This window comes from Psychrobacter sp. FME13, assembly GCF_014861395.1.
Lineage (GTDB): Bacteria > Pseudomonadota > Gammaproteobacteria > Pseudomonadales > Moraxellaceae > Psychrobacter.
In genome coordinates, this window is sequence record NZ_RRYV01000086.1 from 1 (window position 1) to 12,694 (window position 12,694).

Genomic DNA, 12,694 nt, shown 5'->3' on the forward strand with positions numbered 1-12,694 from the left:
TGACTATCTCTGCGAGCAGTTACGCTCGCCTAGACTGATTGTTGCGTAAGTCCTATATATTTTCTTTTATCGACATAACGACATGGATCAATGCTGCTTGGCTTGGCTATAGTTTGCTCGCAGTGTTAATAATAGTACTCGCCATATCGTCTCAACGTTGGCTACTGCTGTACCTATTTGGTGGTATGGCCTATTGGCTAGCCGTTGAAATCATCCACAGCTTGATATTGAGTCACTTTATGCTATCAGAATGGCACAGTTATATTATCGCCATGGGTATCAGTTGGTTGCCACTAGCAAGTTGGGTATTATATCGAGCATTACGTTACGATGATCTTAGCCAATCTGTGCAACTACAGCGTGAGCTAGAAGCATCTCGCTATATCGAGCACACGCCTGTTTATGATGATGACTATCAGCCACGCTTCCATTAGTACGCTCAATACCATATCAATCATACTGACGTCATCAATCATACTGACGTCATCGAATGTTACAAGATACTTAACACTCCCTACGTAACTCCTAAAGAATTAAATGCCATCAATCAGTTATAATCTAATTATATATTTGTCGCAAAAATTGTTATAAAGTACGCATTGTTTTGCGTCTCATTTTTTAGGAGTTCGATTATGTTTACTATTCCTGTGTTAGATATTAAGTCTGATCCTTTAGACGTATTGTTGGCGGTGATTGGTTACCGTTTGTCTATGCTCGCTGATAGCGATGATGAAAAAGTGAAAGCACTATTTGCTGACCGTAGTGTGACTATCGAATTTTCTAGCACTGAAGCTGATATCGCCCGTTACTTTGTCTTTGATAATGGCGACTTTAGCCAATATAGCGGTCATGCAAAATCGGCTGATTTGACCATCAACTTTAAAGATTCTATGACTGGTGTTAAGCTGTTGACTAAAGGCAACTTGCCAGCCTTTATGACAGCCGTTCAAGAAGGCAACTTGAGCATCGAAGGTGACTACAGCTTAATGATGTGGTTTAATAAACTTGCCAAACATATCGTTCCAGAAGTTCCAGAAGAGTGCAAACCATACCTTCAAAAAGCAAAGCCTTATGCTTACAAAGCACAGAATTTTGCCAATCACTGGATTGGTGTTGCCAAGCACAAACTGGGCAAATAACCAGATACCAACTATCAGATACAAATCATCAGAACACCGAATGGCAAACTGAACATCACATAGTTACTGTTAATCTGCTCTATTGTATTTAATATAAATACAATAGAGTGGCGCTCTGATTTTCTAAAAAGGTTACGGTATACTATATCGCAGACTTTTTTATTTTTTTAAAAAGACAAAAAATCGTTAGATTTACTTAATATCGTTATAAAAGGACTTATCTCATGGCAGGATTACTTAGCATCTCAGAACCTAATGCCAGTAGCCCCACTAGCTCAGTAGACAATCAAAATAACAGCAACAGTGACTTTTTGGCCAACCTAGCCACAGATGCTACTACAGCCAACCAAAAAACCACTCACAAACACACTCGTGCAGACATCGAAAAACTGTTTGATTTGCCTTTGATGGACTTGCTGCTACAAGCACAAACGATACATCGAGAGAACTTTAAAGCCAATGAAGTACAAATCAGCACCTTGTTGTCTATTAAAACAGGTAACTGCCCTGAAGATTGCGGCTACTGCTCACAGTCAGGTCACCATCGCGATACTACCAAACTCCAAGCCGAAAAACGCATAGAGGTAGACAAAGTCATTGCCGCTGCCAAACGTGCCAAAAACAGCGGCTCTTCACGTTTCTGCATGGGTGCAGCCTGGAAACATCCAAGCGCAAAAGATATGCCCTATGTTGTCGAGCTAATTAAAGAGGTCAAAGCATTAGGGCTTGAGACCTGCATGACGCTTGGTATGTTAGATACCAATCAAGCGACTCAATTGGCAGATGCTGGATTGGACTATTACAATCATAACCTAGACACCTCACGTAGTTATTATGAGCAAGTCGTCAGTACACGTAGCTATGACGAGCGCTTAGATACGATAGACAATGTCCGCAACTCAGGCATCAATGTCTGTAGTGGCAATATCGTCGGCATGGGTGAAAGCCGTGAAGACCGTATCGACTGGGTACATGAACTGCTCAAAATGCCAAAAGCGCCTGAGTCGATACCCGTTAACTTACTCGTACCTGTTGCAGGCACACCTATTGGTGACAAAGTATTGGCCGAGGGTCAGCTGTCTGTGCTTGAGTGGATTCGTACTATCGCTGTGGCGCGTATTTGCTGCCCGACCAGTTATGTACGTTTGTCTGCTGGTCGCGAGAGCCTGTCTGACTCTGAGCAGGCATTGGCCTTTATGGCGGGTGCAAACTCGTTCTTTTATGGTGATAAACTGCTGACTACGGGCAATGCCAGTCAATCAGGTGACGATAGACTCATGCGTGAGCTTGGTCTCACCAAGCAGTTTGCCGCACCAAGAGCACCCAAAGTATTGCCTGTAATGGATGCCATGAATGGTCATCAGACGCAAGTAGTGTTGGCAGATTAGTATAAATTACAAGCTGAGCAAGAGAGACTAAAATGGCAGATTATTTTAACTGGATTAAGGCGGCACACATTATCTCGATGGTGTGTTGGTTTGCGGCGATATTTTATTTACCGCGCCTGTTTGTCTATCATGCAATGAGCGATGATGCCATCAGCCAAGAGCGCTTTAGCATTATGGAGCGCAAGCTCTACCGCGGTATCATGACTCCATCGATGATAGCCACATGGATCTTCGGTCTATGGATGTTAGGGCTAGGCTGGGATGTTTACAAAACCCAAGGCTGGTTGCACATCAAACTGCTATTAGTCGTATTACTATCAGGCTATCATGGTGCTTGCGGCTTGTATCGTAAAAAGCTCATTGATAACCCACACTATAAATCACATAAGTTTTGGCGTTGGTTTAATGAAATACCCGTATTTGCCTTAATATTTATCGTTATTTTGGTCGTGGTAAAACCTTTCTAAAATTAGCAAAATGGTTGACACTCAACAATCAAAAGCGTCCATCACTAATATAAGTGACGGACGCTTTTTTATTAAGGTCGGTTGTATCTTAAGGGAGCCGGACTCTCATACTAGACACTAGGACGCATGATTTGATAGACATTACTTAAGTCATAAACGCGGTAACGGGCAGGTTCGCGGCGGTTTTCACCAGCATAGCTTAATATTAACGCTTGCTTCGCACGCTCATCGACCCAGCCGACAAACAACCCACTGTGCTCGACGTCATTATAACCATGGTTGATATAGTACAGCCAATCCCCAACCTCTATCTCGCCACTACTAGCATAAGGTCCTTGACCATAAATGCCTTTGTGAACCGTATCACGCGTCACCCCTGCCCGGTTAAATACCGCGTTTAAATAATCCCAGCAACCACCTTGGATAATAGTACGTTCATTAAGCGCCATCTTACGAGCGGTACTGACCACCTCACGCGCAGCAGGGCTGCTTTGCGTTTCTGCACTACTTAATAGCGGTAAATACTTACTATCGACATTGTCATAATTACCAGATAAAAACGCAGGTAACACCGTAGGCGCTTGATGCGATACGTCTGGATAGCGATAGGAAGTCGTTGATTGAGCTGATTTCTGAGCGATTAGCGCGCTCATACTATCTGCCTGAGCCTGACCTATCAAGCTAAAGGAAAACAATAGACTACATGACGCTGTCACCGACAACTTCAACATGGATATACGCAACATGACTGATTCCTTGTCTATAAGACATAAATAGGTAAGCGAAAATAATAGGCGCTTTTCAACCTTACTTATAAACTATTTATACGGAGCGTTGCAAGTATCGTTCAAGATATTAGTCAGCTAATTGACACCGTTTGGCAAGATTTAGCCATTGTTAATCCATTGGGATAATCATTGGTTGAATTGAAGACACGCCCTAAACACGGTATAAGAAACCTTGAGTTACTACTTACTATTAAAATTAAGTTGGGTTATTATTCTTCCAAATAAACAAAAACTTGGAAATCCTAATGTTCACCATTAAGACACCAATTGTCATTGGACTTTTGATAGCATCATCGATGACTTATGCCAATGATGAATGTATCAAGCCTCAGGTTGCCGATGCCATACAGGTAACCTGTTTAACAACAAGTAATATAGTAATTGCGACACTTGATGGTGCTTTGTGGGCGTTGGTAGACGCGAAAGGAGACGCACTAACAGACTATACGTTTGACCGAATGCGCTCTATAAATGATGATCTGATCGCTGTGGCCCATGCTGATAAGGTAGGTGCCATTACCACACAAGGTAAGCAAGTGTTGCCTATGATTTATGACAACCTTCAGTTTTATCCCAACCAATACTTTCGTCTTAGGCAAGGTGACAAATATGGTGTCGCTGATGCTTCAGGAAAAGTTGTATTGCCAGTAGCGTATGATTGGATCGATAGCCTAGATGATGATCAAAATCGAGTATTGATGGCAAAGCAGCAAAAAAAAGGCTTGATAGATAATGAAGGAAATATCATTTTGCCTGCAAAATATGACAGGTTATTTTGTTGTAATAATTCTAATTATGGAAAGGTCGCTATAGGCAATCGCTATGGACTAACCAGCGCTTCGGGAATGTTATTAACCCCAGTTGAATATCAAGATATTCAGATGTTTTCATACAACCCGACGGTTCTAAAGGTAAAAAAACAAGATAAATGGGGCTTGATGGATGCAACAGGTAAGGTTCTAAAGCCTTTTGAGTTTGATAGGCTACCTAGCTTCTATATAGATGAGACAGGACTTCAACAATTTAAGAAAGACGGCAAGTATGGCTTTATGAATAACAAAGGGACTGTCGTTCTATCTGCTAATTATGATGATATCGATACTTTCAATGAAGACACCTATGAATTGAGAAACGACAACCTCTATGGTCTTGCTGATGCAGCAGGTAAGATCATCACACCTGTCACATACGACTTCATTGGTTCGCGTGATGAACAAGGATTGATAGAGGTCGAAAAAAACCAAAAATTAGGCCTCATCAATATTCAAGGAAAAGTCGTATTAGCAGCAGAATACGACGAACTCGGCTCTCCATATAACGAATCAGGCGTCAGAGAGATCAAAAAAAATGATAAATATGGACTGATAGATCGTCAAGGAAATATCTTGATACAGCCTGAATATGAAGCACTCTTTTGCTGTTCTTCAAATGGCTTTGGCTTTATAGCAAAAGATGGCTATGAAGGTATTGTTGACCCATCTGGTGAAATATATTTATCTGAAGATTATACTTATCTAGGGATATTACCCAACGGACTATTGGTGGTCGAGCATAACGGTCTACAAGGCTTCGCCAACAAAGAGAAACAGCTAATAACGGCTATAGAGTATAAGGACATATCACTATTCAGTGATGGCTTATCAGCGGTCAAAAAAGAGGAGAAATGGGGTTATATTGATACCTCAGGAAAGCTCGTAATCCAAAACATCTATGACAAGGCAGAGGATTTCCATGATGGTGTCGCAGCTGTCAAAAAAGGCGACCAAACATGGTTTATTGATAAACGAGGCCGTAAGGTCTCACCTCCTCGATAAGATTAGCTACTCTAACTCTAGTGCCAGTCTTGGCTTTAAAGTTATAGATATGTACTAATCACTATTCATCTTGATATTCACATGACGCTTAGATAGCGCCTGCCCTTGCAAAATTGCTTTGGCAGCGGTGGCTTCTTGAACACTATCAAAACCACTAATATGGTATTTACAGCTATCACTAGCATCAACTATCTGTAGCTGCTCGCCAATGAGCTTTGCTGTATCGCCATCTGTCAAATGGATATGCTCGCGCTTACCATTATTGTCATGCACCAGCTCACCAGTACGCACCCATAATATGCCGCCACTAATGGTTCCTGCCATGGCTTTTTTTTGTTTTTGTCGTTGTCGGTTGAAAACAAAACTACCAACGATAAGTAATGCTAACGCACCAATAGCAAGGCGCTCAGACAAAAAACTCATTGCCATAGCGACTGCCACTGCCCCTATTAATAATGCAGAGCCAAACCAAAACATACCGTTGTCAGTCGTTTGCGATTGACTTTGCAAGGTGATTTTGGCGCCATCATCGGTCAGCTTTAGCATGCATTGTTACCTGTTGCGAGATTCTGCTTGGCAACAGATAGCGGGCTATCAAAAAACCGGCTATCTGTCAGAGAGTCGTTGTTGTATCAAAAAATCAGTACTACTGATAATAGCCTAAAGTCCGACTACCAACCTAATGCTGTTTGCTGCATCTTGACCAACTCAGCGATGCCTTTTTCGGCCAAAACGAGCATATCGTCTGCTTGTGCACGCGTGAATGGCTTTTCTTCAGCAGTTCCTTGCAGCTCGATGAACTCGCCTTTTTGAGTCATAACCACATTCAAGTCAGTATCACAGTTAGAATCTTCTTCGTAGTTCAAATCTAGGTACGCTTTTCCATCTTTCATACCGACAGACACAGCAGCGACCAAACCAATTAATGGATCTGCTTTAAGTTTTTTGGTTTTTTGAATGGTTTCTAATGCGTCAATAAGAGCGATAGCTGCACCTGTCACACTAGCAGTACGAGTGCCACCATCGGCTTGTAGTACATCACAGTCAAGATAAATGGTGTTTTCACCCAACTTACTCAGATCAATCATCGCACGTAGGCTACGACCAATCAGACGCTGAATTTCTTGAGTGCGACCTGATTGTTTACCGCGTGCTGCTTCACGCTGGTTACGGGTATTGGTCGCACGTGGCAACATACCATATTCAGCAGTAATCCAGCCTTTGCCTTTACCTTTCAACCAGCGTGGTACACCCGACTCGACACTAGCAGTACACAATACTTTGGTATCACCAAAACTTACTAACACTGAGCCTTCGGCATGCTTGGTATAATGGCGCTCAAAGCTAATAGAACGCAGTTGGTCAAGCTCACGGTTATCATTACGCATAAAAATTCCTAGTACGATATTTTAAAATCAGGGTTGAAAAATAAGCTTATCCTAACGTGACAGCGGCGCAATAGCAAGATTCGCTCAAGCTATTGCGCCGCTGATTTGGTAAAGTTTAGTGCCAAACTTATACCAATCCTTCCATCTTACGCAACTCTTTGCGCAATATTTTACCCACGTTTGATTTTGGTAATTCATCTACAAACTGAATGCTGCGTGGACGCTTATAACCAGTCAATTGCTTTTTGCCAAAATCAAGTAACTCCTGCTCTGTCACCTCGCCTTTTTTGACCACAAACAACTTTGGCTCTTCGCCACGGTTTTCGTTAGGTACACCAATAGCACCACACTCTACCACTGCTGGATGCTCACTCATGGCTTCTTCGATCTCATTTGGATAAACATTAAAGCCCGAGACCAAAATCATATCTTTTTTACGATCGACAATTTTGATAAAGCCTTTTTCATCCATAATTCCGATATCGCCAGTTTTTAGATAACCACTAGCCGTAAAGGTTTCAGCTGTTTCTTTTGGGCGGTTTTGGTAGCCAATCATTACCTGTGGACCTTTAACACAAATCTCCCCACGATCACCCAGTGCGACTACATTTTCATCGTCATCAATTAATACCACATCAGTACTAGAAGCTGGGATACCAATCTTGCCAGTGAATTCTGCAATAGTCATTGGATTAAACGCTACCACTGGTGATGTTTCAGACAGACCATAACCTTCAACAATAGGCAAGCCCGTAATTTTATGCCACTCTTTTGCCACGCTAGGCAATACAGACATACCACCACCGATAGACGCTTTTAGACTAGAAAAGTCTAGGTTTGCAAAGCTCTCTTTATGTACCAAACCGTTAAACAAGGTGTTTACTGCTGGAATAAAAGCGGGTTTATGTTTGCCCATTTCTTTAATAAGACCATCAAGATCACGCGGATTAGGAATCAATAAACCAGCATAACCTTGATACATACTGCACATACCACAGACCGTAAATGAGAACACGTGGTATAGCGGCAATGCCGTCAAGATAACATCGCTAGCATCAGCATCATCTTCAAATGCGCTGTCCATAAGCACGCCAACCTGTAGCATATTTGCTACTAAGTTACCATGAGACAGCATCGCACCCTTGGCGACACCGGTAGTACCACCGGTATATTGCAGCAATGCCACATCACTTAAATTCAAATCAGGGCGCTGGTATTTGCTGGCAGATACCGCATTTAATGCGTGTTTAAAACTCACACTATTTGGCAAGCTATAATGAGGAATCATTTTTTTGATATGGCGAGCCACGAGATTAACCACTGCCCCTTTGATCATTCCTAGCATATCACCAAGTTTACAGACGATGACGTGCTCAACCTGACCTTTGTCTTCCGCTTCTTGGTATGTCTTTGCAAAATTCTCTACGATGAATAGTGCTTTGGTACCACTATCATGTAACTGATGTGATAACTCGCGGCTAGTGTATAAAGGATTGATATTAACCAACACCATGCCTGCACGTATAATACCCAGAGCAACCACTGGATATTGCAAGAGATTGGGCATCATTACGCCAACCTTATCTCCCTTAACCAATCCCAATGACTGCAAATAGCTGGCAATTTGACGACTATATAGATCTAATTGCTTGAAGGTAATAGACGCGCCCATACAGATATAGGCAGTTTTTTGACCATAGCGGCTAAAATTACGCTCAAACACATCAAGTAAAGAGGTATTGTCATCTGGCATATCGATAGTAGCCGCGATACCATAGCGCTCATAAGTATCCAACCATGGGCTGTCGCTAGGTATTGTCGGCATGATAGGAAATGCACGGTCTTGATAATTGCTCGTCGCAGCTTTATCGTTTATGGTCTCTTTATTGATACTGTCGGTCATAATTTTTCCTAAATATTACCGTTAAAAATGTAGAATACTCTAGTGCGTGTCCTCATTCTAAAAACGGTGCAATAGCTCAGTTCAGCTGAACCGAAAAACACATTTACAATATGTATATTACAAGGTTTATAAAGCAAGTCAGACATCGTTTTGTCAATATATATCACAATACTTTAGTAAGCGCTTTCGCTAAACACTATATCAGTTTTGTCAAATTTTCTCTATTAATACTAGCGACCTCATAAAGAGGTAAATTTAAGCAAAAAAATGACAAGAAAGCATATACGCAATCTTATCATTTTAAGTTATAAAGGCATCTGGTATCACGATACTTATGAGCATCTAACCTGTGTAGACACTCATCACTCATTGTCTAATATTGAGCGCCAGTTAATTAACCGTGGTTCTTTTCTTCCAGTACACGTAGATCTTTACGTAGAATTTTGCCCACATTAGATTTTGGTAACTCATCAATAAACTCAACGTGGCGAGGACGTTTGTAGCCTGTTAAGTGCTCTTTCGCGTATTCAATAACTTCTTCAGTCGTTAGACTAGGATCATTACGTACGACATAAATTTTAGGCGTTTCGCCGCTTTTTTCATCATTGATACCAATAACACCACATTCTAGAATTTTAGGATGACCTGCCATGACCTCTTCGACTTCGTTAGGATAGACGTTAAACCCAGACACCAAAATCATGTCTTTTTTGCGGTCAACGATAGTAACGTAGCCGTTTTCAGCCATGATACCAATATCACCAGTGCGGAAAAACCCATCTGCTGTCATGACCTCAGCCGTCGCATCTTCACGGTTCCAATAGCCTTTCATAACCTGTGGACCACGAACACTGATCTCGCCGCGCTCACCAAGTGCTACTTCATTACCTGTATCATCTAAGATGGCCACATCAGTCGCTGGCATAGGTACACCAATGGTGCCTGTAAATGTTTTACTATTACTTGGATTCGAGGTTGCCACTGGTGCCGTCTCAGACAATCCATAACCTTGAATGATGATATTACCCGTCACTTGGCGCCATTTTTCGGCAGTTGGGCTCAGTACTGCCATGCCACCGCCCATCGACTGACGCAGCTTGCTATGATCCATCGCGATAAATTCTTCATTATTGGCAAGCGCATTAAACAACGTATTGACCGCTGGGAAGAAAGCTGGTGGATTGGCTTTGTATGCTTTTAATAAGCTATCAAGATCACGTGGGTTTGGCACTAGCAGCACCACACAACCGCGATATAGGCCAAACATACCGCAGACAGTAAATGAGAAGATATGATACATCGGCAATGCCGTCATGATGACAGGCTGCTCACCTCTTTGATCAAAATCGTCAAAATTGGTACCCAAAAAGGTATTGGATTGAATTAAATTTGCTACTAAGTTTTTGTGCGTCAGCATCGCACCTTTTGCGACACCTGTCGTACCACCGGTATATTGTAAGACAGCGATGTCATCAAGCGTGATATTGGTTGGGCGCTTATATTTGCTAGCCGTGCTATGACTGAGCGCGCTTTTAAAGCTGATACTATTGCTAATATTATAGGCGGGCACCATTTTTTTGACATGGCGGACAACCGTATTGACCATAAAGCCTTTGAGCGTCCCCATCAAATCGCCCATACCAGTAATCACGACCTTATCGACCACATCACGGCCGATGTCTTGATAGGTTTTGGCAAAGTTTTCGACCATAATCAGCACTTTAGCATCTGAGTCGGTCAGTTGATGCTCAAGCTCTCTGGTGGTATATAATGGATTGACATTGACTAAGGTAAACCCTGCTCGTAGTACTGCAATGACAGAGACGGGCAGTTGCAAAATGTTGGGCATCATCACCGCAACCTTGTCACCTTTGACCAGTCCTAATGACTGTAGATATGCCGCCATTTGACGGCTATATAAATCTACTTCCTTAAAGCTTAATGACGAACCCATGCAGATATAGGCAGTCTTGTCGCTGTTTTGTGTAAAACTCTGCTCAAAAATATCGATCAGTGAGGTATTATCAGCTGGTAAGTTAATCTCGTAATCTAGCCCAAGTTCTTCATAGGTTTTTAGCCAAACCTTATCATCACGACGGATTAAGCTTCCTTGATTTTCCATAATCTTTTTCTCCTAGTAATAATACACTACCGTCAGCGCATTCGAATCACAGTGTGATAGCTATACGAAAAGTCAGACCTGCGCTACCATCATGGTAATAAACAAGTCTGGGACGTAATCATATGACGCTAAACAAACAATATAGTGGTAAATAGTCCTTTATTTATTAACATACACACTTTGTACAGACTACTCAATATAAAAGATTGCTGCGTGAGTTCGTAAACAAGCTTGACGCAAAATAAGTAATTTAATATCAAATACTTAATGACGAAAACCCATGAGTTTTTAGCAACTTACAGCAAAGCATTTATCTGTATCGACCCTATAGTTTGTTGCTAATTTATTACTTCGTACCGTCAAGTGCATCTGCCAATTCCGTTAAGATCACAAAGTTACGGCGAGTACCGTCTGAATCGCTGCTTGGCTGATGGGTAATACTACTTGTTGCTAACTTACTACTGTCATTGTATTGCCACTCATTAATATACTCACTCTGGGTTAAGCGTTGACCAAAACCTGCCACCGAGATCGCAAACTGGGTATCAGTGTTGGCTTTGTCTAAAGAACGACTGGCATTATTAATTGGCTGACTAATAAGTATGGAGCTTCCGCCTGTTGGTGCTTTATAACGAATTTTTAGAAAGCCAAGCTCATTGGCTTTCTGATTGCTGGTTACGTTAGTAGTAGTGGTAGTGCTGTCAGCATAACGACGCTCACTGTATATGCCTTTTTGTCCTTTGGGAGTGATTTCAAATAATGCGATAACTGCTTTGCCTGCGCCTAACTCGCCGGCATCGACTTTATCATTGTTAAAATCTTGCTCATTAAGGACTCGATTTTCATAACCAATCAAGCGCCATTCACTCACAACATCAGGATTGAACTCAACTTGGACTTTTACATCTTTAGCGACAGTGTTAAATGTTGCGGCTAACTCATCCCCAAAGACTTTTTTTGCTTCAGTGAGACTGTCAATATAACTGTAATTACCATTACCGTTATCCGCCATCTGCTCCATCATGTAGTCATTGAGATTACCCCGACCGAAGCCAACGGTGGACAAAGAGATACCACGATCGCGACTGGCTTTGACCAAATCCAACATCTCATCGACATCATTAATACCGACATTAAAATCACCATCCGTCAGCATCATAATTCGATTAATACCGTTCTTTTTTAGTCCTTGTTCAGCTTGTCTGTAGGCCAATTTAAGAGCATCTTCCCCATTAGTTGATCCTGATGCATTTAACCCATCAATCGCAGCCAATATCTTTGCTTTTTGATCACCACTGGTCGCAGGCAGTGCCACACTAGTACTACCTGAATAGGTCACGATACTGATACTGTCTTGAGCGCGCATTTGCTCTGTTAATAGTTTAAGCGAAGACTGTGCCAATGCCAGCTTGTCTCGAGAAGACATAGAGCCTGAGACATCTACTAGGAATACGAGATTAGCAGGTGGTATAGACTGCTTATCCGATTTTTTTGACCAACTGTTATCAACAGCCTTGATACCCACTTTGACGATTTTGTTATCTTGATCCGCTTTATCCCATGGTGAATCAACCACTTCAGTTGCAACGACAAACGGTGCATTGGCAATACGTTCACCATCATCGAACTGTTGACATACTCCCACCACTTTCGCAAAGCTCAAGTGGGGGATTCTAAAAGCAAAT

Annotated in this window: 11 protein-coding genes; 5 read left to right on the top strand and 6 right to left on the bottom strand. The window is 41.9% G+C overall.

From position 1 onward, the window contains the following. The first annotated feature begins 41 nt into the window (after positions 1 to 41). The 4 genes from aciT to hemJ all read left to right on the top strand — a co-directional run bounded on the left by aciT (position 42) and on the right by hemJ (position 2,994). Positions 42 to 434, top strand: a complete 393-nt coding sequence (aciT, locus tag EI164_RS10480) for an AciT family ciprofloxacin tolerance protein (RefSeq protein ID WP_225739229.1) — start codon at positions 42 to 44, stop codon at positions 432 to 434. Between the two features lie 198 nt (positions 435 to 632). Next, positions 633 to 1,139, top strand: a complete 507-nt coding sequence (locus EI164_RS10485; RefSeq protein ID WP_192519909.1) for an SCP2 sterol-binding domain-containing protein — start codon at positions 633 to 635, stop codon at positions 1,137 to 1,139. Positions 1,140 to 1,363: 224 nt separating this feature from the next. After that, positions 1,364 to 2,527, top strand: a complete 1,164-nt coding sequence (gene bioB / locus EI164_RS10490) for a biotin synthase BioB (protein ID WP_192519910.1) — start codon at positions 1,364 to 1,366, stop codon at positions 2,525 to 2,527. 32 nt (positions 2,528 to 2,559) lie between these two features. Further along, a complete protein-coding gene (gene hemJ, locus EI164_RS10495; protein ID WP_192519911.1) occupies positions 2,560 to 2,994 on the top strand; it encodes a protoporphyrinogen oxidase HemJ in 435 nt (144 codons plus the stop codon). A gap of 110 nt (positions 2,995 to 3,104) precedes the next feature. Here the strand turns inward: hemJ and EI164_RS10500 are convergent, their stop codons facing one another. Beyond that, a complete protein-coding gene (locus tag EI164_RS10500) occupies positions 3,105 to 3,740 on the bottom strand; it encodes a hypothetical protein (protein ID WP_192519912.1) in 636 nt (211 codons plus the stop codon). 287 nt (positions 3,741 to 4,027) lie between these two features. Here EI164_RS10500 and EI164_RS10505 point away from each other — a divergent pair, with 287 nt between their 5' ends. Beyond that, on the top strand, positions 4,028 to 5,596 hold the full coding sequence (locus EI164_RS10505) for a WG repeat-containing protein (protein ID WP_192519913.1): 1,569 nt from the start codon (positions 4,028 to 4,030) through the stop codon (positions 5,594 to 5,596). Positions 5,597 to 5,650: 54 nt separating this feature from the next. On the opposite strand, the gene EI164_RS10510 is transcribed toward EI164_RS10505, so the two are convergent. The 5 genes from EI164_RS10510 to EI164_RS10530 form a co-directional block, all read right to left on the bottom strand. Beyond that, positions 5,651 to 6,142, bottom strand: coding sequence for a hypothetical protein (locus EI164_RS10510; RefSeq protein WP_192519914.1), 492 nt, complete (start codon positions 6,140 to 6,142; stop codon positions 5,651 to 5,653). Positions 6,143 to 6,267: 125 nt separating this feature from the next. Continuing rightward, a complete protein-coding gene (gene rph, locus EI164_RS10515; protein WP_192519915.1) occupies positions 6,268 to 6,984 on the bottom strand; it encodes a ribonuclease PH in 717 nt (238 codons plus the stop codon). Positions 6,985 to 7,111: 127 nt separating this feature from the next. Continuing rightward, positions 7,112 to 8,887 (bottom strand): AMP-binding protein, encoded by a 1,776-nt coding sequence (locus EI164_RS10520; protein ID WP_192519916.1) that lies wholly within the window; start codon positions 8,885 to 8,887, stop codon positions 7,112 to 7,114. A 394-nt stretch (positions 8,888 to 9,281) separates the two neighbouring features. Further along, a complete protein-coding gene (locus EI164_RS10525) occupies positions 9,282 to 11,009 on the bottom strand; it encodes an AMP-binding protein (RefSeq protein WP_192519917.1) in 1,728 nt (575 codons plus the stop codon). Positions 11,010 to 11,355: 346 nt separating this feature from the next. Then, positions 11,356 to 12,694 (bottom strand): vWA domain-containing protein (locus EI164_RS10530; RefSeq protein WP_192519918.1); only part of this gene is annotated, 1,339 nt, incomplete at its 5' end.

Bases quoted from the DNA above. Each gene is read 5' to 3' on its own strand.
- EI164_RS10500 (WP_192519912.1), bottom strand. From the start codon at position 3,740: ATGTTGCGTATATCCATGTTGAAGTTGTCGGTGACAGCGTCATGTAGT.
- EI164_RS10510 (WP_192519914.1), bottom strand. From the start codon at position 6,142: ATGCTAAAGCTGACCGATGATGGCGCCAAAATCACCTTGCAAAGTCAA.
- rph (WP_192519915.1), bottom strand. From the start codon at position 6,984: ATGCGTAATGATAACCGTGAGCTTGACCAACTGCGTTCTATTAGCTTT.
- EI164_RS10520 (WP_192519916.1), bottom strand. From the start codon at position 8,887: ATGACCGACAGTATCAATAAAGAGACCATAAACGATAAAGCTGCGACG.
- EI164_RS10505 (WP_192519913.1), top strand. From the start codon at position 4,028: ATGTTCACCATTAAGACACCAATTGTCATTGGACTTTTGATAGCATCA.
- EI164_RS10485 (WP_192519909.1), top strand. From the start codon at position 633: ATGTTTACTATTCCTGTGTTAGATATTAAGTCTGATCCTTTAGACGTA.
- hemJ (WP_192519911.1), top strand. From the start codon at position 2,560: ATGGCAGATTATTTTAACTGGATTAAGGCGGCACACATTATCTCGATG.
- bioB (WP_192519910.1), top strand. From the start codon at position 1,364: ATGGCAGGATTACTTAGCATCTCAGAACCTAATGCCAGTAGCCCCACT.
- EI164_RS10525 (WP_192519917.1), bottom strand. From the start codon at position 11,009: ATGGAAAATCAAGGAAGCTTAATCCGTCGTGATGATAAGGTTTGGCTA.